Origin of the sequence: Vibrio sp. Y29_XK_CS5 (assembly GCF_024181835.1) — a bacterium.
Lineage (GTDB): Bacteria > Pseudomonadota > Gammaproteobacteria > Enterobacterales > Vibrionaceae > Vibrio > Vibrio harveyi.
This window is the reverse complement of sequence record NZ_JAMZAM010000001.1, coordinates 1,742,870-1,763,644: the sequence shown is the minus strand read 5'-3', so window position 1 is coordinate 1,763,644 and position 20,775 is coordinate 1,742,870. Positions and strand designations below refer to the sequence as shown.

22 protein-coding genes are annotated in these 20,775 nt (G+C 45.8%); 15 read left to right on the top strand and 7 right to left on the bottom strand.

The features are described from left to right. The first annotated feature begins 129 nt into the window (after window positions 1-129). Both NL647_RS07890 and NL647_RS07885 read left to right on the top strand, forming a co-directional pair. A complete protein-coding gene (locus NL647_RS07890) occupies window positions 130-600 on the top strand; it encodes a GNAT family N-acetyltransferase (RefSeq protein ID WP_026138289.1) in 471 nt (156 codons plus the stop codon). A 90-nt stretch (window positions 601-690) separates the two neighbouring features. Continuing rightward, window positions 691-1,149, top strand: a complete 459-nt coding sequence (locus NL647_RS07885) for a GNAT family N-acetyltransferase (RefSeq protein ID WP_009697975.1) — start codon at window positions 691-693, stop codon at window positions 1,147-1,149. 26 nt (window positions 1,150-1,175) lie between these two features. On the opposite strand, the gene NL647_RS07880 is transcribed toward NL647_RS07885, so the two are convergent. After that, window positions 1,176-1,688, bottom strand: a complete 513-nt coding sequence (locus tag NL647_RS07880) for a DUF2799 domain-containing protein (protein WP_009697974.1) — start codon at window positions 1,686-1,688, stop codon at window positions 1,176-1,178. A gap of 261 nt (window positions 1,689-1,949) precedes the next feature. On the opposite strand from NL647_RS07880, the gene NL647_RS07875 reads away from it, so the two are divergent. The 4 genes from NL647_RS07875 (at window position 1,950) to NL647_RS07860 (ending at window position 5,933) form a co-directional block, all read left to right on the top strand. Then, window positions 1,950-2,660: a response regulator gene (locus NL647_RS07875; protein WP_017189660.1), complete on the top strand. Its 711-nt coding sequence runs from the start codon at window positions 1,950-1,952 to the stop codon at window positions 2,658-2,660. Continuing rightward, window positions 2,660-4,102, top strand: coding sequence for a two-component system sensor histidine kinase CreC (gene creC / locus NL647_RS07870; protein WP_253650113.1), 1,443 nt, complete (start codon window positions 2,660-2,662; stop codon window positions 4,100-4,102). Before NL647_RS07875 ends, creC begins: the two co-directional genes overlap by 1 nt. Before the next feature lie 75 nt (window positions 4,103-4,177). Further along, a complete protein-coding gene (gene creD / locus NL647_RS07865) occupies window positions 4,178-5,518 on the top strand; it encodes a cell envelope integrity protein CreD (RefSeq protein ID WP_253649955.1) in 1,341 nt (446 codons plus the stop codon). After that, entirely contained in the window at window positions 5,505-5,933 is a 429-nt protein-coding gene (locus tag NL647_RS07860; protein ID WP_253649954.1) for a DUF2809 domain-containing protein, read from the top strand. Before creD ends, NL647_RS07860 begins: the two co-directional genes overlap by 14 nt. 240 nt (window positions 5,934-6,173) lie before the next feature. Here the strand turns inward: NL647_RS07860 and NL647_RS07855 are convergent, their stop codons facing one another. Then, on the bottom strand, window positions 6,174-6,848 hold the full coding sequence (locus tag NL647_RS07855; protein ID WP_253649953.1) for a fructose-6-phosphate aldolase: 675 nt from the start codon (window positions 6,846-6,848) through the stop codon (window positions 6,174-6,176). A gap of 254 nt (window positions 6,849-7,102) precedes the next feature. On the opposite strand from NL647_RS07855, the gene NL647_RS07850 reads away from it, so the two are divergent. Beyond that, window positions 7,103-8,044 carry a glycyl-radical enzyme activating protein gene (locus NL647_RS07850; protein WP_045387086.1) on the top strand — a complete coding sequence of 314 codons (942 nt, stop codon included), beginning with the start codon at window positions 7,103-7,105 and terminating at the stop codon, window positions 8,042-8,044. Window positions 8,045-8,046: 2 nt separating this feature from the next. Further along, window positions 8,047-10,470 carry a formate C-acetyltransferase/glycerol dehydratase family glycyl radical enzyme gene (locus NL647_RS07845; protein WP_253649952.1) on the top strand — a complete coding sequence of 808 codons (2,424 nt, stop codon included), beginning with the start codon at window positions 8,047-8,049 and terminating at the stop codon, window positions 10,468-10,470. A gap of 61 nt (window positions 10,471-10,531) precedes the next feature. Here NL647_RS07845 and NL647_RS07840 read toward each other — a convergent pair whose 3' ends face one another. Next, on the bottom strand, window positions 10,532-11,776 hold the full coding sequence (locus NL647_RS07840; RefSeq protein WP_253649951.1) for a dipeptidase: 1,245 nt from the start codon (window positions 11,774-11,776) through the stop codon (window positions 10,532-10,534). A gap of 339 nt (window positions 11,777-12,115) precedes the next feature. On the opposite strand from NL647_RS07840, the gene NL647_RS07835 reads away from it, so the two are divergent. Next, a complete protein-coding gene (locus NL647_RS07835) occupies window positions 12,116-13,030 on the top strand; it encodes an AraC family transcriptional regulator (RefSeq protein WP_253649950.1) in 915 nt (304 codons plus the stop codon). 2 nt (window positions 13,031-13,032) lie between these two features. Here NL647_RS07835 and NL647_RS07830 read toward each other — a convergent pair whose 3' ends face one another. Next, window positions 13,033-13,938, bottom strand: coding sequence for a helix-turn-helix transcriptional regulator (locus NL647_RS07830; RefSeq protein ID WP_061065973.1), 906 nt, complete (start codon window positions 13,936-13,938; stop codon window positions 13,033-13,035). A 302-nt stretch (window positions 13,939-14,240) separates the two neighbouring features. Between NL647_RS07830 and NL647_RS07825 the strand changes: the two genes are divergently transcribed. The 6 genes from NL647_RS07825 to NL647_RS07800 all read left to right on the top strand — a co-directional run bounded on the left by NL647_RS07825 (window position 14,241) and on the right by NL647_RS07800 (window position 17,831). Beyond that, window positions 14,241-15,104, top strand: a complete 864-nt coding sequence (locus tag NL647_RS07825; RefSeq protein WP_367618293.1) for an alpha/beta hydrolase — start codon at window positions 14,241-14,243, stop codon at window positions 15,102-15,104. A gap of 11 nt (window positions 15,105-15,115) precedes the next feature. After that, entirely contained in the window at window positions 15,116-15,664 is a 549-nt protein-coding gene (locus NL647_RS07820; RefSeq protein ID WP_367618292.1) for a nuclear transport factor 2 family protein, read from the top strand. A gap of 141 nt (window positions 15,665-15,805) precedes the next feature. After that, complete coding sequence (locus tag NL647_RS07815) at window positions 15,806-16,135, top strand: hypothetical protein (protein ID WP_005453130.1); 330 nt, start codon at window positions 15,806-15,808, stop codon at window positions 16,133-16,135. A 30-nt stretch (window positions 16,136-16,165) separates the two neighbouring features. Continuing rightward, window positions 16,166-16,630 (top strand): NUDIX domain-containing protein, encoded by a 465-nt coding sequence (locus NL647_RS07810; RefSeq protein ID WP_199479102.1) that lies wholly within the window; start codon window positions 16,166-16,168, stop codon window positions 16,628-16,630. Between the two features lie 144 nt (window positions 16,631-16,774). Further along, on the top strand, window positions 16,775-17,242 hold the full coding sequence (locus tag NL647_RS07805; protein ID WP_009697960.1) for an Sbal_3080 family lipoprotein: 468 nt from the start codon (window positions 16,775-16,777) through the stop codon (window positions 17,240-17,242). A 94-nt stretch (window positions 17,243-17,336) separates the two neighbouring features. Beyond that, the gene (locus NL647_RS07800) at window positions 17,337-17,831 is read left to right on the top strand and encodes a GNAT family N-acetyltransferase (RefSeq protein ID WP_253649947.1); all 495 of its coding nucleotides are present in this window, start codon (window positions 17,337-17,339) and stop codon (window positions 17,829-17,831) included. 75 nt (window positions 17,832-17,906) lie between these two features. Here NL647_RS07800 and cydX read toward each other — a convergent pair whose 3' ends face one another. From cydX to NL647_RS07785, 3 genes are read right to left on the bottom strand one after another with little or no spacing between them, the layout of a single operon-like run. After that, window positions 17,907-18,014: a cytochrome bd-I oxidase subunit CydX gene (gene cydX, locus NL647_RS07795; RefSeq protein WP_005453120.1), complete on the bottom strand. Its 108-nt coding sequence runs from the start codon at window positions 18,012-18,014 to the stop codon at window positions 17,907-17,909. Between the two features lie 10 nt (window positions 18,015-18,024). After that, a complete protein-coding gene (cydB, locus tag NL647_RS07790; RefSeq protein ID WP_029788296.1) occupies window positions 18,025-19,161 on the bottom strand; it encodes a cytochrome d ubiquinol oxidase subunit II in 1,137 nt (378 codons plus the stop codon). 9 nt (window positions 19,162-19,170) lie between these two features. Next, on the bottom strand, window positions 19,171-20,766 hold the full coding sequence (locus tag NL647_RS07785; RefSeq protein ID WP_005436271.1) for a cytochrome ubiquinol oxidase subunit I: 1,596 nt from the start codon (window positions 20,764-20,766) through the stop codon (window positions 19,171-19,173). Window positions 20,767-20,775 lie beyond the last annotated feature (9 nt).

The following is a 20,775-nucleotide window of genomic DNA, read 5'->3' as shown; positions in this document are numbered from 1 at the left end:
AACCTCACTAACAATTGGTGAGGATCATAATGTGTGAAACGTTTGCCAGCGAGTGGGAATTGCGACCGTAGGTATTTCCATTTACGACATACCCTGTATAAATCGAACGTAAATTCAACAAGGATGACCATGATTACTATTGAAAAGTATACGCCATGTCGACACGCGCAAACCATTGAGCTGCAAGTCTTGGAAGATCAAGCTCAGTTTACGGTTGAGAATATTGGTCAGCGATTGGAAAGTCTTAAACCGACAGAGCTGCCTCATTTGATCCTTGAAGATGATCGTGTGGTCGGGTTCTTTTTATTTGATGCTGCGTACAGTGAAGATTATGACTTTTGCCCTCAAAGAAGTTTAGGTGTTCGCTCATTACTGGTGGATCGTCGCCATCAAGGCAAAGGTATTGCGAAGCAAGCCATTGGTTTGTTTAGGGACTTTGTTAAGTTGCACTATCCAACATTTGAATTTCTCTACCTAACGGTTAATTGTCGCAACGTCCCCGCCTATCAGTGTTACCTAAAGGCGGGTTTTGAAGATACTAATGAGCTTTATCATGGTGGACCAGTTGGACCTCAGCACATCATGCGACAGGAATTGTAAAGAAGAACAAAGCAATAGATTGTACCTACTAAATTTTGCAATAAATTTGATGCAACTGAATGAATAACCACGAACTCTCAAGGACGATATGTGAAAATTGAAGTCGACAATTTAGAAAGAACAGCCGTAATCGCATTACTAGAAGAACATCTACAAGACATGTATGCCACATCGCCGCCAGAGAGTGTGCATGCGTTAGATTTAGCTAAGCTCAAAGCGCCAGAAGTAACATTTTGGACCGGATGGAAGGATGAGCAACTGCTTGGGTGTGCAGCGATTAAAGAGTTGGATGATCAACATGCTGAGCTTAAATCCATGCGCACCACGCCAGCGGCAAGAAACCAAGGTGTGGCGTCTCAATTATTGATTCATGTAATTGAGCAAGCGAAGCAAAAAGGTTTGCAGCGCTTAAGTTTAGAAACTGGCTCGATGGAATTTTTTAAACCTGCGCGCCTGTTGTATGAAAAGCATGGCTTTGTGTATTGCGATCCGTTTGGTGATTACGAACTCGATCCAAATAGTCAATTTATGACCCTAGAACTGAGCTAGGGTCATTGATTGATAGTGAGTTGAAATTAGAAGTTCAAATTGAAATTGATGGTTGGCGACAAGAGGTTTGAACGTTCGTCAGCCAATCGCTTTCTCTTCTCTTTTAAGCGTTTAGCGTTGTCTTTATCTGGGTTGTTATCCAGTTGATTATCGATGATAGAAATTTCATTATCGATCTCTTGGATACGCTGTTGGCGTTGGTACTCTTGATGGCCTAACTGATAGTTTTCAATGAACTGTTTATTGCTACACACACCATAATATTCTTTACCTTCAATACCGACGGTATAGCCATTGTCTGGTGAACAGTAAAGAATCGTGCCTTTATCAAAGCCTTCTTTCCACTGTTCTCGATCTGGAGTGACACCCGCTTCACCACAGTCTTCAGCGTAGCTGTTAATGATGCTCGGATTGTTACCTTCCTGCCCATCTTTGTAGCCTACTCTATACCAGTCTGCTGTCTTACACTCATCTGGAGACATGCTGGCGCAACCAGAGAGCAAAGTGAGTACTGCTAGGGGGATTAGCGCTCTTTTCATCAGTTACTGTCCTTTAAACAAAATCGAATTGATATGGTTGAGTGTAAAATGAACACTGTTCATATCAATAGTTGAAATCATTGTATTCGCAATTGTAGTGAGTCATCAGTATCAGTGATAAGTTCAATTCGCTGAATGAATTCGAGTTTGATTAATATTGTTCACGGATTTTGCCTTTGTTGTATCAATTCGATAGCCTTTACATCAAAGTAGACACGCAACAACGACATTAAGATAAATATAGTCAATGAGGTTTAGACATTGAGTGACCAATCAACCGTTGTCATTATCGAGGATGAATCTGCTATTGCCGACAACTTGATTCATGTATTGGAGATGGATGGCTACCACGTAGAGTGGTTTGCAACGGCAGGAGAAGGTTTCGCTTTTTTGCAGCACAATACCGCGGCTTTGCTTGTATTGGATGTTGGCTTGCCAGACGGCAACGGCTTTGAGCTTTGCAAAGCTATCCGTGAGTTTTCTGATATTCCAATTATCTTTCTCACCGCAAGAAGCGATGAAATTGACCGTGTAGTGGGCTTGGAGATTGGCGCGGATGATTACGTGACTAAGCCATTTAGTCCGCGTGAAATGTTGGCGCGCATCAAGTTACGAATCAAATCCAAAGCACCGATGGTGGAACATAAACCAGAACCAACATTAACCATAGAGCAATCTCAATTTAGTCACGATTTGGTTGCGCAGAACTTTGATTATGGTGTCGGTGGACAAATGCTTGGGCTAACAGCGGTGGAATTTAAGATCCTCGATAAGCTGATTTCCGTCTCTTCCAATGTATTGAGTCGAGAGCAACTTATGATCGCGGCAGACATGGCGCCAGAGGCTGCATATGAGCGTAATATCGATACCCATATCAAAGCGATTCGCCATAAGTTGAAGCCGTTTGAGATGTCTGAACGCATCTGTACCAAACGTGGCTTTGGTTACTTTTACTGCATTAAAGGTGAATGATGAATCGTTGGCCGAAGATCCCACTTGGACTCAGACTGTTTTTTCTCTACTTCATCTTAGTCGGAATGACGGCTTACATGGTGAGCAAAACTGTCGTCCAAGAACTTAAGCCAACCGTGCGTCAAACCACCGAAGAGACGCTGGTGGATATGGCGAACTTGCTCGCGGTATTGGCAGAAGAGGACGTTGCAAACGGAAAGTTGTCTGAGAGTCGCTTCTCCAAACTACTAGCGGCTTATGGGCAGCGAGAACCCCAAGCGCGCATTTGGGAAATTGGCAAAAAAGCGATTAACCATCGAATTTACATCACAGATAAACAAGGGATTGTGATTGCGGATTCTTGGCAGCAAGACGTAGGCAAAGACTACTCGCAATGGAACGATGTTTATCTCACGTTGCGTGGTCAATACGGCGCGCGCAGTACCATCGAAGACCCGAAAGATCCGCTCTCAACCGTTATGCACGTTGCTGCGCCCATTTATCACAAAGGCGAAATTATTGGCAGCGTGACGGTGGCAAAATCCAATCGCTCAGTACAACCCTTCATCGATCTGTCTAAACGCAATGTGCTGTTTTGGATGGTGTGGATGAGTGGTTTAGTGCTATTGGCAGGGGCATTGTTTGCTTGGCGAATTCACTCGGCATTGAACAAGCTAGAAGACTACGCGACCAAAATGGGTGAGGGTGAAAAGGTCTCTAAGCCGACATTTCGTATCTTTTATGAGTACGGCACGCTAAGCGACGCATTGGAGAAAATGCGCAATCAGCTCGATGGTAAACAATATGTGGAAGAGTACGTACAGACGCTGACTCATGAGCTGAAAAGCCCGTTATCAGCGATTAAAGGCGCGAGTGAAATATTGCAAATGCCATTGCCTGAAGAAAAGGTCACGCGCTTTGCTGGCAACATTGAGCGAGAAAGCGACCGCATGCAGTCATTGATTGATAAGTTGCTAGAACTTGCTCGTCTTGAAAAGCGCCCTGAACTAGAACAAGTCGAAGCTATCTCGCTAAAACAAATGGTCAATGAAGTGGTTGAATCGGCGGATGCGCGTTTGAGTGCTAAGTCGGTCACTGCCAAAATCCAAATTGATGACCATCTCTCCGTGTTTGGTGATGCCTTCTTGCTGAAACAAGCCGTTTTTAACTTGATGGACAATGCGCTGGATTTTGTTGATTCGGAGGGATGCATTGAATGGAAAGCTGAGGTCGCGAAAGAGAAAGTGTGCTTGTCGATTTTCAATTCAGGTCCTCACATTCCCGACTATGCAATGCCTCGTTTGACGGAGCGCTTCTACTCCCTCGCTCGGGAAAATGGCGTTAAGAGTACTGGGCTTGGGCTAAATTTTGTTGAGCAAGTGACCAAGCTGCACAAAGGTAAGTTGCAAGTCGAAAACGTCGATTCTGGTGTGAAAGTGACCTTGATTTTACCAACTCCATAGAAACTCCACATTAGCTCCATTCGTTCTCCAAATTGCTGATTTAGATTACTTCCATCAGCAAATGGAGAATGAAATATGAAAAAGATCCTCAATAACCAACTCGGTACGAAGTTCGCCTTCGTACTGTTTTTGTTTGTCTTACTGCAAATCCCGCTTTCAATGGTCACAGGGCTGATCTCAGAACGCTCATATCGCCAAGATGAAGTCAGAAACGACATCGCACGCAGCAGCAGCGGCGAACAGCGCATCATTGGTCCATTCATCATGGTTAACTACACCGAAACCAGTTACCGAGATGACAAAGTACAGATTAAAGAGCGTCGTAAATTTCTTTTACCCAGCACTTTTGATATGAGCGCGAATCTGGACAGTTTTGAAAAGTACCGAGGCATTTACCGCGCGCGTTTATACAAAGCACAAGTGGCACTGAAAGGCGCTTTTGATGCAGACGATCTCGCGGCGTTGCAGGGGCTTGATATTGAAAACATGAGCCTAGTGGTTGGCATTGAAGACAGCCGTGGATTGATTCGTTTGGATGACATGACCATGGCGAGTGCTGACATCGAAGTCGCACCGGGAACGGGGTTAAATCAGTTACCACAAGGCTTCCACAGTGATCTGACACTTGCAGACCTAAACGCAGAACAACCTTTGGCATTCGATCTTAACTTCTTGCTGCAAGGTATGGGTCAGCTTCAAGTCACACCAATCGGCAGTCAAACAACGGTTGAACTCTCTTCAACTTGGGCACATCCAAGCTTTATTGGTGATTACTTACCGGTGTCGTCAGAAGTATCTGAAGATGGATTTAACGCGCAATGGGCGAGCAACAACTTCTCAACCAATATCGCGCAGCTGTTCCAAAGCTGTTTGTCATCGAATCACGCTTGTCACGAGCTTGAACAGCGACAAATGGGCGTAGATTTGATTGATCCCGTGGACCACTATTTGAAATCTCACCGAGCTGTGAACTATTCACTGTTGGTTATCACATTAGTATTTGCGAGTTTCTTCTTGCTGGAGCTGTTCCAGGCGCGTCCGGTTCACCCAGTACAATACGGTTTTATTGGTCTGGCTTTAGCGCTTTTCTATCTGTTGCTGATTTCGATGAGTGAACACCTCGGCTTTAACTGGGCATATGTGGTGTCGGCAGTTGCATCGACCGGGCTTTTAAGTGTGTACGTGAGCGGTATGTTGAGCAACACCAAACACGGCGCGATATTTGGAGCGTGTTTACTTACTCTCTACGGATTACTGTTTGGCTTGCTACAAGCAGAGAGCTACGCATTGGTCATGGGGACATTACTGTGTTTCGCGATTTTGAGCTTCACTATGGTCATTACACGCAACATCGACTGGTACGCACGAAATAAGAAAGCAGAAGAAAGTGCAAAGGCGAATCATGAAGACGTTTAAGCGAGAAACTCTCACTGGGCAGCTAAGCGATATGGTGGAAGAGACGTCCGCTATCCGCCTGCGATTTTCTGCAAAAAATGGACTGAAAAGCTTGGTGTGTTTTATCACATTGGTCGTTATTGCGCTCTATGTTCGAGACAGCTTTATTCGCCCGACATTTGGTGATGTTCTGGTTGTGGTTTGGCTCTACTACTTTCTTGCAAGCTTGTTCTCCATGCCCGTTAACTGGCTGGTTTCACTGGTGGTGTTGATTGCGTTTGCCGTCGAGTTGGGGCAATTGCTTCAGGTCGCAGCTTGGCTTGGTATCGAATCTTCATCGCCTCTGGCTGTAATTTTGGGTGCCACATTTGATTGGAAAGATCTGCTGGCTTACTGCATCGGAGGTCTACTGTGTTGTTGGATAGAAAAGAAATGAAAGCCGAGATGAAAGCCATTGCGATACCAAACCGACTCCGCAATTCCAAACGAGGTATTCGTAAGAGGTTCAAAATCAGTTTACTCAAGCGCGTGTACCTTTGGTCACTGACCAACAGAGAACTGCTGTAAACATCACCTCTTTATATGAAATACAAAAGGGAATCTCAAACTCACCGGCGCACAGGGTGAGTTAAGATTCCCTTTATTGTTAACTAAGAAGTCTAGCTGCTACTTTTAATTAGCTTTCAAATGAAAGTTTATCGCCGAACGCCTCTTTCCAGTCTTTATCGAACTGTTCAACCGCAGGTTTTACTGCTGGGTGAGCGAACATTTGCGCTGCCACATCGGTTGGCAATGTAATGGCTTCGATGCCCAGTTTCATCACTTCCATCGCTTGTTGAGTATTCTTAAAGCTGGCTGCCAAAATCTTCGCTGATAGTTGGTTTTGGTCGAGCAGTAATTGAAGATCCGCGACCACTTCAACACCGTTGCCGTTCATCGCATCAATGCGGTTTACGTAAGGTGCTAGGTAGTCTGCACCGCACAGTGCTGCAAGGAAGCCTTGTTGAGCTGAATAGATAGCGGTAGCAAGAACCTGAATTCCCTCTTTTTTCATTAGCTTAATTGCGGCTAAGCCCGTTTCTGTTGCTGGTACTTTTACCACCATATCGTAGGGCAATTCATTCAGTTGGCGCGCTTCTGCCAGCATGCCTTCGACGGTTGAACTCACGACTTGAGCATGAAAGCGAGGTGTACCGCCAAGTGCTTCTTGCATGCCTGCTAGGGTTTCATTCAGTCCCTGTTTTGACTTTGCCAAAATGCTTGGGTTTGTCGTCACGCCTTTTAGCGGTAGGCACTGGTTAAAGCGTTTTACTTCTGCCACATCAGCAGTATCTAAATAAAGTTCAATCATGGTTTCTACCTTAAACAAAATCTTCGTTTTGATGATGGGATCACTATAGATCTGACAATCGAACGAGATCTTAATTTTGATCAATTGAAATTTCATTTGAAACTATAATAATTTCATTAAATGAAAGTTAAGTGAAACTTGTAAACGCTCAAATGAAGCTTTCAGTTCGAACAAAGAAAAGCCGCTGATAAGACTTAACCAGCAAGAAACGGATTAAGTACACAGCGGTAGCACAGACCAAGAGGCAAGCAGAGATGTATTTCAATATCCAACGATTCTCTACCCATGATGGCGATGGCATTCGTTCCATTCTTTTTCTTAAAGGATGCAGCTTGTCTTGCCCTTGGTGTCAAAACCCAGAAAGCCGCAACGAAAAGCATTCACTCTTATTTGATCAGCGAAGTTGCATGGAAGATTGCCAGCTGTGCGTTTCTGCTTATCAAGCTACAACTCAATCTACTGCGGGTAGTGAAACGGTGAGCGATGGTATTCAACGCATCGACAACCAGATCATCATCAATCGCAAAGCCATCAAAGAAGACCAACTGATCGCGCTGCGAGACGTCTGTCCTACGCAAGCACTGACTGTCTGCGGTGAAGAGGCGAAATCAGACATGTTGTTCGACACCTTGATGAAAGACAAACCTTTCTACGACCAAAGCCAAGGTGGTGTGACCTTCTCCGGTGGTGAGCCACTCATGCAAGCAGATTTGGTGGCAGAACTCGCGCAGCGTCTGCATGACAACCAAGTCTCTACCGCCATTGAATCGTGCATGCATGTGCCGTGGAAGAACGTCGAAAAAGCCGCGCCGCATATTGATTGCTGGTTGGCGGATTTAAAACATACCGACGAAGAAAAGTTTCTTAGCTGGGCGAAAGGTTCACTAAAACGCATCAAAGACAATTTCCGAAAACTGGCACCTATCGCGAAACGCATTGTGATTCGCGTTCCCGTTGTGCCGGGGTTCAATGACACCATCGAAGAGTTGAAAGACATCATCGATTTTGCGGCTTCACTAGAAAGCTGCCAAGAACTTCACTTGTTGCCGTACCACACGCTCGGCATCAATAAATACCGTTTGCTCGATATGCCTTACGAGTGTTCTGACAAGCCATTAAACAAACCAGAACTGCTAGAAAGCGCCATGCAATACGCAAGCGAAAACACCCAACTTAACGTGATTGTAAGAGGTTAACTATGGACCTGAATTACCTTCCTGAGCGTATCAAAGCGCACAAATCGGCACTGGTAAATATCGTAACGCCACCTGTCTGTACCGAGCGTGCAGAGGCATACACTCGTGCTTATCAAGCGAACGAAGACAAACCTGTAATTGTCCAACGTGCGCTAGCACTGCAAGAGCACTTACGCACTCGTACGATTTGGATTAAGCATGATGAGTTAATCGTTGGTAACCAAGCGAGCAAAGTACGCGCTGCGCCTATTTTCCCAGAATACACTGTACGTTGGATTGAAGCGGAAATTGATGAGCTAGCCGACCGCCCTGGTGCAGGCTTTGCGGTCACTGAAGAAGATAAGCAAAGCATTCACAGCATCACACCGTACTGGCGCGGTAAAACCGTTCAAGACCGTTGTTATGGCTTGTTCACTGATGAGCAGCAAGAAATCTTAGCCAGCACCATCATTAAAGCCGAAGGCAACATGACTTCGGGAGACGCGCACCTTGCGGTGGATAACGAAAAAATCTTGAAGCTAGGCATGAACGGCTTGCTAGAGGATGTTCGTCAGCACCGTGCTAACAATGATGTTTCGACCTTTGGAGGCTTGAAGAAAGAGCAGTTCTACAAGTCGGTCGAAATCGTACTGCTTGCGATTCAAGAGCACATGGTGAGCTACGCTGAATTGGCGGCAAAAATGGCGTTAGAAGAGACACGCCCGCTGCGCAAAGCTGAGTTAGAAAGTATTGCGGCAAACTGTCGTCATGTCGCGAGCCACGCGCCAGAAAACTTCTGGCAAGCACTGCAATTGAGCTACTTTGTTCAGTTGATGCTACAAATCGAATCGAACGGTCACTCGGTTTCTTTCGGTCGTATGGACCAATTCCTAAACGAATTTTATGTTCGCGATATCGAAAACGGCGCGATTGAAAAAGACTTCGCATTAGAGTTGCTGCAAAGCTGCTGGTTGAAGCTGCTTGAAGTAAACAAGATTCGCTCTGGCGCGCACTCAAAAGCTTCCGCAGGTTCTCCGTTGTATCAAAACGTGTGTATCGGCGGTCAGAAGTTGAATGAAAAGGGTGAGCCTGAAGACGCAGTGAATCCACTTTCTTGGGCGATTCTGGAATCTTGTGGTCAGTTACGTTCGACGCAACCTAACTTGAGTGTGCGTTACCACGAAGGTTTGAACCAAGAGTTCTTAATGGGCTGTATCGAAGTGATTAAATGCGGCTTCGGCATGCCAGCGTTCAACAACGACGAGATTGTCATTCCTGAATTCATCAAGCTTGGCGTAGAGAAAGAGGACGCTTACAACTACGCATCTATCGGCTGTATCGAGACGGCGGTTCCGGGCAAATGGGGTTACCGTTGTACGGGCATGAGCTTCATTAACTTTGCTCGTATCCTGCTCGCTTCATTGAACGAAGGTGTGGATGCAACAACGGGTAAAGCTTTCTTGCCACACGATAAGTCATTAGCAAAAGGTAACTTTGAGAGCTTTGAGCAAGTGACGACGTCTTGGGCAGAGCAAATCCGCTACTACACCCGTAAATCGATTGAGATTGATACGGTAGTCGACAGCGTACTTGAACAGCAAGCACAAGACATCTTCTGTTCAACGCTGGTGGATGACTGTTTAGCTCGTGGTAAAACTGTGAAAGAAGGCGGCGCGAAATACGACTGGGTATCTGGCTTGCAAGTCGGTATCGCAAACTTGGGTAACAGCCTAGCAGCAATCAAACACCTTGTTTTCGATGACGCACAAATCACTCAGCCAGAGCTGGCAAAAGCACTAGCAGAAGATTTCGACGGCATGGAGAACGAGCAGCTTCGCCAACGTCTTATCAACTTTGCACCAAAATACGGTAACGATGATGATGCGGTAGACCAACTACTGGCAGACGCGTACCAAGTGTACATTGATGAGCTAGAGCAGTTTGTTAATACGCGTCATGGGCGTGGTCCAATTGGCGGCGGTTACTACGCAGGTACTTCAAGTATCTCGGCAAACGTCCCATTCGGTGCTTCAACCATGGCAACGCCAGACGGTCGTAAAGCGAAAACGCCGTTAGCTGAAGGTGCAAGCCCGTCATCTGGCTCAGACCGTTTAGGTCCAACAGCGGTATACAACTCGGTCGGTAAGATCCAAGCGAATAAGATCCTTGGTGGCGTGCTGCTTAACCAGAAGTTAAGCCCGGCAGCGGTTGAGTCTGAAGGGGATAAGCTCAAGCTCTCTATGTTGATTCGCACCTTCTTCAACCACCACAAAGGCTGGCACGTGCAGTACAACATCGTCTCTCGCGAGACCTTGCTAGCTGCGAAGAAGAACCCTGAACAATATCGTGATCTTGTTGTGCGAGTTGCAGGCTACTCAGCCTTCTTCACCGCGCTATCACCAGATGCGCAAGACGACATCATCGCACGTACTGAGCACGAACTGTAAGTACACTGACTAACTAAAACAAAAGGCACCGATTGGTGCCTTTTTGCGTTTTGGTCTGAGTTTATTTACCCATATGCTCGTGGCGCATTTTCGTCAGCATTTCCAAGCGTTTTGAATACTGCTCTTGGAACGCTTTTGGGTCAACGCCTTCGGAAACTTGGGCGTATACTCGCATCTTGTTACCGCCGTAAATCTTCGCCAAGTCTTCGTTGCTATAGCCTCGTGCCCATAAGTCATCAGTAATTGCAGCTAAGATCTTGGATAGCTCACCGTTGCCTGTTGCGCCCTTGTTGAAGGCGTCAATCATGTAGCCGCCATCGTCATACATCTTGGCATTTTTCACCGCAAAATCGACCACGCCTTTTGTTGAGAACATGTCATCGGTTGCGATACCAACATGGTCAACGCCAACCAATTTCACATAGTAGTCAATCATATCCGCCGCTTGCTTTGGCGAAATGTCCTCTGGCCATACACCATCCATCATCCACTCAGTAAAGGTTGGAGATACATAACCGCCTGACTTCGCAGCACGAATTGCTTCATCATCAGGGATTGCACGGTAACAGCCTTTTGGTGTTGCATCGGGTTCACTCTTATACAAACCCGCAGGGACTGAGTGAGAGTAGATAAATGGCGTTCCAGCATGATTCTTTTCCATGTAATCCATCGCATCATTGGCGGTCTTGGAACCGGTATGGCTCAAGTCCAGAATTACGCGGTATTTCACCATCTCATCAATCACCGATTGGCCCCAAGGCGTTAAGCCAATATCGCGACCATTGTAGGCGGCTAATTGACCTGAACCAGTACGAAAAATATCGTTGTACGCTAAGATCATGCTTTTCAAACCCATGTCTTTAAGCAGCGCCATACGAGTCACGTCTTCTTCCAAAATGGTGGCAGTTTGGCTATTCCAAAGAACGGCGGTTTTGCCTTCTACGTGCGCTTTCTCAATGTCTTGGTTGGAATGGGCAACAATAAAATTGTCTGGTTCTTTCGCCATGGCAGCACGGTGCTTGTGATGGTGGAAGATGAAGTCATCAAAGTTATGGTCAGCCGCAGTAATTGTGTATTCATGACCAGTAATGCCGTTATCGCGTGCTAATTGGAAGTAATCGAGAAGTTGTTGATCATCTGTCCAACCAGCACCATAAGGGCTTGCTAGCATGCCAATCACAATGGTGTCTTGAACAAAGGCTTTCGCTTTGTCTGAGGCTGGCCACGTTTTGCTTTCTACGCTGGCGTAAGCGGAGCCTATTGATACGGCGATAGTGATTGCTGCCAATGACATTTTCTTGATCATAGTAACCTCTCAATAGTGAGTGTAAGTCCGTTTATTTTGATGGGTGCATCTAGCGTTTAGAGATGGCTTTTGTCGTTAACGGTTTAATTCAACTAATTGAATATTAGTCAAAACTCACGTTCTTGCTGCCAATCTCTAAGCGATAACGGAAACTTGATGTGAAATACGATCTATGGCTCAAATTTTTGCCTTAACTTCACTCAAGCGATGTGGTTATCTTAGCCAGTTAGGAATATGAAAATGTGCATTTTGCGCCACGTGTCCTATCTTTTGAAAAGCCAGTCAAGTAACGTCAGAAGTCGTGTAATGAAAAGAGACGTGTTGAACCTAGGAGAAGGTGTGAGTTATTCCATCCCATTGATTAGAAAAACAATCGTGTATGATTTTCTTGGTCAGTTAGTTCTGGAGCCTACAGCACTGGCGCAACTGCAAGAGCAAGCGGACATGCCATTTGCGCTAGACACTTCAACGGCTGAGTTCATTCCTTTCCATGCTTTTTCTCGGTTGTTATCTGGGTTGAGACAGCACTTAGGTGCAACGGTATTTGTCTCTTCATTACAACGTATCGCGAAGCACGCGAGTATTAATTTGAAGTTCAATCAAGCCACGCCGGAAAACGTCATAACGAGCTTAGGGCTAAGAGCCTTGAATGTTGAAACGTCAGCTCATGTCACTCGTGTAGAAGCTGATGCTAGTGCCTTTGATCAAATAGAAGCCGAGTTGTTTCTGACGGTTTATCTTCATGCGTATATGAAAGCTTGGTACCCAAATCTGCAAGAGCCGAACGCTTACTATCTGCTTCACCCGCAAGGCCAGCCCTTAACTGAGCTCCAAATCAGAAACGATATTCCGCAGTTTCTTGGTCAAGAATATTTAGCGTTGGAGTATCCCGCTTTAGAAGAGATCGATAGCATAAATGTGCGCGCGGAAGACAAGCCTTTTGCTTACTATGTTGAGCAAGCTTTGTCGGCGTATGTAGGGCGAGTTGATATGTCTTTGGACGTGTTTAGCGAGTTAATAGGCATTTCAAAGCGCACGGTACAGCGCAGTTTGAAGCAAGAAGGCACCAGTTTTCGAGAGGTAAAAGAGGCGCTCAACTTTACCTTTGCCAAACGCGTTTTGATTCAAAGAAACAGTGCCGTTGGAGATATTGCTGTGCACTTGGGATACGCTGATGCCACTCAGTTTGTGCGTGCCTTTAAACGCGCGAATGGCATCACCCCTTTGCAGTGGAAGAAAGCTAACCAGCCTTAAGATTAGCTTTCTTGTTGTTTGACGAATTGTCCCGGCGTCATGCCGAAATGGTTTTTGAACGCACGAGTAAAGTGGGATTGATCATTAAAGCCAAGCTCGTGCGCCGTTAAAGCGATATTGACTGAGCCAGAAGAGAGCGCCACTCGTGCTTGCTCCAAACGCTTGTTCATCAGGTACTGATAAGGCGTTACGCCGATGAGCTTTTTGAATTCCCTCAGAAAGTAAAACTTACTGCAACCGAGTAAGTCTGCGAGATCATCGACCGCGATGTTGTCGCCGATGTTTTCTTCGATGTATTGGTCAATCTTATCGACTTGGTGTTGGTCGAACTTAGAGGCAGCAAGCTGGTTGTTCTTAAGGTCAAAGTAGTTGGAGTAGTTTTGAATGTAGTGGGTTGCAAGGAGTGAAACCAAGTTATTGAGGTAGGTTTTGCCATTTCGTCCTTTGGCTTTCGCTTCCAACATAAACAGCTCAATGATGCCTTTGATGGTCTCATCCAACACGTTGTAGTTGTTCAAAAATTGCAGCTCAATTCCCTCTAAATTGAGCGGGCAGTGTGAGAAAAATTCTTGCTCTTCAATCGCTAAAATCACGAAGTAACAAGGCTCTGCCACATCATGGGTAAACGGGGTTTTAGGCGGATTAATCCAAATGTTGCCTGGGCTGGTTTTCAGATCGGCAAACGTGCCATCTTTTTCGACGCTCCAGTTCAAATCTTTTTCTAGTGCCAATGCAAAGTAGAAGTAAGGGGTGTAGACATTCTTCGGATAGAAATAAGGGGACGTGCCTTTTTCGACCAATACGCCCGACCAATCTAATCCATGGTTTGAAAACTCAATATCCAGCACGTCGCCACAGCTTGATAGCGCATTAGATTCAGAGTCATAAAACTTAAGCTCGGACTTCATTTTCTTTCCTTTGTTCTCTTCCACTTGCTAGCTGAAATTAGCCGAGTTTTGCACATTTCGTCAACTCATTGAGGGGGCAATAAAGTACAAAAACTTGGGCAGGAATGTTCAATCTTCTCTCGCGGTGCAGCGCTAATCTATACCCAAGTTAGCCGGACAGCTTAGGCAAAACATAAGACAGAGAGGATGCCATGTTTAAGAAATCGCTTTTACTACTATTAGGTAGTTTGCCGTTCACCACCTTTGCTCACTCAGTTTCTGTAAACGACAACAACACGAACCTAGCTTTAGAGGATACCACCATGAAACACATCGAACTCAATACTCAAGTTGGTCAACTAGCTGCAAACCTTTACCTACCAAAAGGTGCGAAAAATGCCCCAGTTGTTATCGTGACGGGCGCGTGGACAGCAGTGAAAGAGCAGATGCCGGCGGTTTATGCTCAAGCATTGGCAGAGCGAGGTTACGCGGCATTGACGTTTGATTTCCGTGGTTGGGGTGAAAGCAAAGACCAAGTGATGTACTTAGAAGATCCTGCACGTAAAACCGCAGACATTCGCACGGTGATTGAAGCTGTGAGTCAACTCGATGGCGTTGATGCATCACGCATCGGTGGTTTGGGTATCTGTGCATCGGCGGGCTACATGCTAGATGCGGTTGCCGGTAATGACAAAGTAAAAGCCGCGGCAGTGGTTGCTCCTTGGTTGCACGATAAAGCGATGGCGACCGAAATTTATGGTGGCGAAGAAAGCGCTAAAAACTTACTCGCAGCAGCGGAAGAGGCAGCACATTCAGCGACTCCCGTTTACATCGAAGCGGCAAGCACAACCAATGGGAACGCACTGATGTTCCAAGCGCCTTACTACACAGAGACTGACCGCGGTTTGATTCCTGAATATGACAACCAATACAACGTTGCATCATGGTCTGGTTGGTTGAACTACGACGCTCAAGCGAGTGCAGCAACACAAGATAAACCAGTGCTAATGGTGGCATCTGAAGCTATGGCTCTGCCTGCTGGTGCGCATCGTTACATCGAGAATGCTGGTAGCAACGTTAACGCAGTATGGCTATACGGCATCAATCAATTCGATTTCTATGACCAACCAGAAGCAGTAAAACTGGCTGTCGATGAAGTTGTAGAGCACTTCGAAGCGAACCTATAAGGAATCGTATGATGAAACTTAAACAACTGTCGTTGCTGTTTATCGGTGTGATTGCCATGAATGTGAATGCTCAAACCATGTCCTTGGACGAAGCGAAAATTCGAAGCAACATTAACAGCTTCTCAGCCTTGGCAGACCAAGGTGCATTTGAATACTTAGGTCGATTGTTCGCTCCAGAATTGACGGTGGATTACACCACGCTGTTTGGCGGTGAAGCCCAACAAGTCAAACGCCAAGATTTAATGCAGCAGTGGGCGGGATTCCTGCCTGGGTTTGATGCGACATTCCATGACTTGAGCAATCTACGCGTCTTTATTGATGGCGATAAGGCGAGTGTGACAGTGGATTTCATCGCTAGTCATTGGCTCGGTGAAGAAGGTTTCTGGGCGGTTTCGGGTGAATACGAGTTTGGTTTGCAACGGGCGGGCGATAACTGGCAAATCACTTCAGTGACACTGAATCGAAAATCAGAACAAGGTAGCCGAAATATCTTGGCAGACGCGCCTAAGCATGCAGCGCAGAACTTAAAAGCGCGCGAAGCACTGAAAGTGACGTACTAATAAACGCGTCAGAGCGTCACAAAGGCACCAATTGGTGCCTTTTTCTATTTGAGCTGTATCGTGTTTAGTTGCATAACTGATTGATTAATTGAGTGGTTTAAATAGGGTGGGAGAAAATTAAAAAGAAGGGTAGAAGAACGGATGTTTTTACTCATCGCAATACTTGCAGGGGTAGCGGCGTTAATTTGGTTTTATCGAGAAGGGCAAGTCATTGGCTTGAACCGGATCCTCGGCATACTTTATTTTATTACTTACGCTGTGGTGTATTTGTACATTCCACCATTTCTCGAAATGGGGCATCAATACATTGGCAAAACTTACGAGTTGATCCCCATTGCCTGCCTTTATGGCATTTTGCACCCAGATCCTGAGGAAGCAACGACTGAACAGAAGGCGATAAGCTTTTTTTCATGGTGTGGCTTGATCTTTATCAGCTGTTTCTTGTTGTATTTCAAAATGAATGTCTGGTGAGAAACTAAATACTAAGTTCAAGGAAGATAAATGAGTGCCAGTCACTACGTAAAAGAGCTACGCAGCAAAATAGGTAATCAAGTATTAATGATTCCGGGCGTTGCCGCTGTGATCCTTAATGAAAGCAACCAGCTTCTGTTGCAAAAGAAATCTGATGGCAGTTGGAGCTTACCAGCAGGCATGATTGAACCAGGTGAGTCACCTTCGCAAGCTGTGATTCGAGAAGTAAGAGAAGAAACCGGACTCGCGGTTGAAGTTGAACGTGTGCTCGGTGTTTTCGGTGGAGAAGGATTTGGTTTTACTTATCCAAACGGCGACCCAGTCGAATACACAGTTGTCTTGTTAAAGTGTCTGCAAACGGGACACTTTGAAGAACAACTAGATGACGAGACTAGCGAGCTAGCTTGGTTCTCGAAATCAGATATGCCGACACTTGCTTTGCCTTATCCTCTTGAGTGCTTATTTGCAGAAAACATCGAGCCATTAGTTTCGTAATAATCATCGAACTAGAATGTATTTATCCTGTTGATTTTGTGAGAAAGATTATTGAGGCATTGAATGAAAACTGTCAGTATCCAACATTCGATGCTGATTATTCATTTGGCGTCATTGGTTGTTATTTATAAGCAGAGAAAAAATATGTTTAAAAAAGCTCTAGTTCTAGCTCTTCCTGTTGTATTAGCAGGTTGTTCCGCACCTAAATATACGGCTGAGCCGATTGCGCAGTCGAATCAAAGCAAAGAAATCACCATCGTAAAAGATAATGCGACAAGAGCAGTGTTCTTAGATTCTTTGCAAGAATGGTGCTTAGACACTGCGCGTAAATGTACAGTGGTCAGTGATGGCACTGCACCTAAGGCAGATGAACTGACGCTAACCTATGTGTCTCGCTGGAGTTGGGACTTTAGAACCTTTATTGCGGATGCAAAGATTAACGCTTATAAAAATGACCAGAAAGTTGGTCAAGTTGAATTTAAAGCACCAAACAATGGTAATTTGGACAAATTTGGTACAGATACCAAGCGTATCGAGTCGATGATTAAGATCTTATTTGGAGAGCAGACAATTAGCGATGCTCAACAGAAAATTAAATCTGGTGAAATCTAAATACATAGCTTAAGAACATAATGAAAGCTCAAAAGTAATGTCCTTCTTTTGAGCTTTATTTTTTGTGATATTTAAGCCTGAAAGATGGTGCTATATGCAAATAGTTAAAGCCAATCTCAGCCATTTTGAAGCGTTTGAACAGTATGTTGAAAAGTGTGCTCATGCGGAAATGGAAATGTACATCATCGCCCAAAGCGACAGTGAAGCGTTGCTGAAAAAACGAATTGGATACGCGAAAGGCGAAGGCTTGCCGGAAGGTTGGACGCCGTCTTCGACATACTTCTGTATAGAGGAAGGGGTGATACTTGGTTCGATTCGGGTTCGTGATGGTAATAACGACTATCTTGAAAATGTGATAGGGCATATTGGTTACGAAACCGCGCCAGATGCTCAAGGCAAAGGCATCGCCACATTCATGTTGAATTGGGTGAAAGCCGAGGTTATAGAAGACAGCGCTATCGTTACTTGTGATGTGAACAATACCGCATCAAGGCGCGTGATCGAAAAGGCGGGTGGCGAGTTTCTCAATACATTTTATTCAGAACAAGACCAATACGAAGTGCGCCGCTATCGATTGTCGGCAGAGTAAATTCATTGAGATGAACAAACGCCCTCGTGAATGAGGGCGTTTGTTATTGAGAATGTTCCATTATGAAGTGAGAAATTAGAACTCATCCTCTTCAAAGCGTCCTGCGTTCTCTAGCCATAAACCATTAATGACGCCAAAGGCGCAGGCGAGTAATACGCCAAGTACCCAACACATGTACCACATACTTGCCTCCTTAATAGAGCGATGAGCTGTTGCTGCGGATGTAGTTGTTATCCAAACGTCCGAACATTTTGTAGTAACACCATGCGGTGTAGCCCAAAATCACAGGAACAACGATGATGGCAACGATAGAAATGATGCCGAGCGTTTTCTCACTCGATGTCGCATCCCATAACGTTAAGCTGTGTGATGGGTTGATGCTTGATGGCATGATCATCGGGAACAAGGTGACGCCTGCGGTTAAGATGATGCAAGCGATCGCAATACTCGACATAGTGAACGCCACTCCAGCGCGGCGAGAGACTGTTGCCCAAAAGCACACGAGTAAGCTGGTTACCGCAGTGAACGGAATCAGCCAAAGTTGTGGCATTTCGCTGAAGTTATGCAATAAGTCACCTGCAATACTCACCACTTGTTTGTTGAGTGGGTTTGAAATGCCATCTTTTAGCATCGCGCCGATGATGATGTAACCTGATTGCGATGCCGCAAACAAACCACCGAACATAAACAACATCATGGTTGCACCCGCACCCCACAACGTGATGTTTTGTGCTCGTGCACGTAGATCATGTTTTGTCTTCATTTGAAGGAAAGCAGCACCTTGCGTCACCACCATGGTCAAACTCACCAAGCCACACAGAATTGGGAATGGAGTGAGCAAGTCAAAGAACCCACCTTGATAATCGAGCATCAGCAAGTTGTTTAACTCGAACGGTACGCCAACCAACAAGTTACCGAAGCCAACCCCAAAGATAATCGGTGGAATCACACCGCTGATGAACAAGGCGACATCACACACATTGCGCCATTGCGGATTATCGATTTTAGCTCGGTAATCCATACCAATAGGGCGCAACCAAAGGGATGCGAGCACCAACAGCATGGCAATATAGAATCCGGAGAACGCTGCGGCGTATACCAAGGGCCATATCGCGAAGATGGCACCGCCAGCGGTGATCAGCCAAACTTGGTTGCCGTCCCAGTGCGGCGCGATAGCGTTAAGCATTACGCGACGTTCTAGGTTCTTTTTCCCCATAACAGGGAGCAGCGCGGCTACCCCCATATCGAATCCGTCGGTGATGGTAAAACCAATCAACAGCACACCAACGATCGCCCAAGTAAATAGGCGTAGGTTTTCGTAATCAAACATAGTGCCTCCTTAGTGCTGATCAATCAGTTTGAATGTGTCGGATTGTTTGTCTTTTTTGTTGTTTTCTTCATGGTGATAGCGACCCGTTTTAAGCACGCTTGGTCCACGTTTGGCAAACTTCACCATCAAGAACATTTCTACAATCAAGAACGCTGTGTAGAGCACATAAACAAACCCGAGTGAAATCCAAATGTCACTTGGTGCGAGGTTAGATACTGCCATATTGACCGGAAGCACCTCACCAATTGCCCATGGCTGACGTCCATATTCGGCAACGAACCAACCTGCTTCACAAGCAATGAAAGGCAATGGAATCGCCCATAGTGCCGCTCTCAATAACCAAGGGCTCGAACCCAACTTTTTGCGGCAGACTTGGACGAAAGACAAACCGATAATCGCGAACATCAATACCCCACACGCCACCATGATTCGGAAGCTCCAGAACAGTGGTGCCACTTGAGGAATCGTGTCTTGCGCAGCTTGCTTGATTTGGCTTTCAGTCGCGTCGGTAACGTTCTCGGTGTATTTTTTCAATAGCAGACCGTAGCCGAGATCTTTCTTCATCTCATCGAATTGAGCGATGTTTTCAGGGCTGTCGTTACCTGCGCGAAGTTCCTCTAGCATGCCGTAAGCTTGGATACCATCGCGGATACGATCTTCGTTCTGCGCCATCAGATCGCGTAAGCCCATCACTGGCTCATCCAGCGAGCGAGTCGCGATGATCCCCATTAGATATGGAATCTTAATGGCGTAGTCGGTTTCCATGGTTTCTTGGTTTGGTAAGCCAAATAGCGTGAACGAGGCAGGTGCTTCTTCGGTGTGCCACTCGGACTCAATTGCCGCGAGTTTTACTTGTTGAACATCACCAAGCTCGTAACCCGATTCATCACCCAGCATCAATGTCGACACAATCGCAGCCATGCCAAATGCTGACGCCACTGCAAACGATCGGCGAGCGAAAGAGATATCTCGACCTTTGAGTAAGTAGTAAGCACTGATGCCCATTACAAACAAAGCACCTGTGGTATAACCGGCAGCCACGGTATGAACAAACTTAACTTGCGTGACGGGGTTAAACACCACATCAGCAAAGTTGATCATTTCCATTCTCATGGTCTGGTAATTGAACTCTGCGCCGACTGGATTTTGCATCCAGCCATTCGCCATCAAAATCCACAAGCCAGAGAAGTTAGAACCTAGCGCTGTCAGCCAAGTGACCGACAAGTGTTGGCGTTTTGACAATCGATCCCAACCGAAGAAGAACATGCCGACTAAGGTGGATTCGAGGAAGAAGGCAATCAAGGCTTCGATGGCAAGCGGTGCCCCGAAAATATCGCCCACATAGTGAGAGTAATACGCCCAGTTGGTACCAAATTGAAACTCCATGGTAAGACCGGTCGCCACGCCCACGGCAAAGTTAATCCCGAATAACTTACCCCAGAACTTGGTCATGTCCTTGTAGATGGTTTTCCCCGTCATGACGTACAAAGACTCCATAACAGCCAGCAAGAAAGACAAACCTATGGTCAGTGGGACGAATATAAAGTGATAGAGTGCGGTACTAGCGAACTGAAACCGCGACAGATCAACGACATCTGCAAACATAAGGACTCC

Excerpts from the sequence above, each read along its gene's own strand:
- NL647_RS07845 (WP_253649952.1), top strand. The coding sequence starts at position 8,047 with ATGGACCTGAATTACCTTCCTGAGCGTATCAAAGCGCACAAATCGGCA.
- NL647_RS07860 (WP_253649954.1), top strand. The coding sequence starts at position 5,505 with ATGAAGACGTTTAAGCGAGAAACTCTCACTGGGCAGCTAAGCGATATG.
- creC (WP_253650113.1), top strand. The coding sequence starts at position 2,660 with ATGAATCGTTGGCCGAAGATCCCACTTGGACTCAGACTGTTTTTTCTC.
- NL647_RS07890 (WP_026138289.1), top strand. The coding sequence starts at position 130 with ATGATTACTATTGAAAAGTATACGCCATGTCGACACGCGCAAACCATT.
- NL647_RS07805 (WP_009697960.1), top strand. The coding sequence starts at position 16,775 with ATGTTTAAAAAAGCTCTAGTTCTAGCTCTTCCTGTTGTATTAGCAGGT.
- NL647_RS07850 (WP_045387086.1), top strand. The coding sequence starts at position 7,103 with ATGTATTTCAATATCCAACGATTCTCTACCCATGATGGCGATGGCATT.
- NL647_RS07880 (WP_009697974.1), bottom strand. The coding sequence starts at position 1,688 with ATGAAAAGAGCGCTAATCCCCCTAGCAGTACTCACTTTGCTCTCTGGT.
- NL647_RS07815 (WP_005453130.1), top strand. The coding sequence starts at position 15,806 with ATGTTTTTACTCATCGCAATACTTGCAGGGGTAGCGGCGTTAATTTGG.
- NL647_RS07800 (WP_253649947.1), top strand. The coding sequence starts at position 17,337 with ATGCAAATAGTTAAAGCCAATCTCAGCCATTTTGAAGCGTTTGAACAG.
- cydX (WP_005453120.1), bottom strand. The coding sequence starts at position 18,014 with ATGTGGTACATGTGTTGGGTACTTGGCGTATTACTCGCCTGCGCCTTT.
- NL647_RS07830 (WP_061065973.1), bottom strand. The coding sequence starts at position 13,938 with ATGAAGTCCGAGCTTAAGTTTTATGACTCTGAATCTAATGCGCTATCA.
- creD (WP_253649955.1), top strand. The coding sequence starts at position 4,178 with ATGAAAAAGATCCTCAATAACCAACTCGGTACGAAGTTCGCCTTCGTA.
- NL647_RS07820 (WP_367618292.1), top strand. The coding sequence starts at position 15,116 with ATGAAACTTAAACAACTGTCGTTGCTGTTTATCGGTGTGATTGCCATG.
- NL647_RS07810 (WP_199479102.1), top strand. The coding sequence starts at position 16,166 with ATGAGTGCCAGTCACTACGTAAAAGAGCTACGCAGCAAAATAGGTAAT.
- NL647_RS07785 (WP_005436271.1), bottom strand. The coding sequence starts at position 20,766 with ATGTTTGCAGATGTCGTTGATCTGTCGCGGTTTCAGTTCGCTAGTACC.
- NL647_RS07840 (WP_253649951.1), bottom strand. The coding sequence starts at position 11,776 with ATGATCAAGAAAATGTCATTGGCAGCAATCACTATCGCCGTATCAATA.
- NL647_RS07855 (WP_253649953.1), bottom strand. The coding sequence starts at position 6,848 with ATGATTGAACTTTATTTAGATACTGCTGATGTGGCAGAAGTAAAACGC.
- cydB (WP_029788296.1), bottom strand. The coding sequence starts at position 19,161 with ATGTTTGATTACGAAAACCTACGCCTATTTACTTGGGCGATCGTTGGT.
- NL647_RS07825 (WP_367618293.1), top strand. The coding sequence starts at position 14,241 with ATGAAACACATCGAACTCAATACTCAAGTTGGTCAACTAGCTGCAAAC.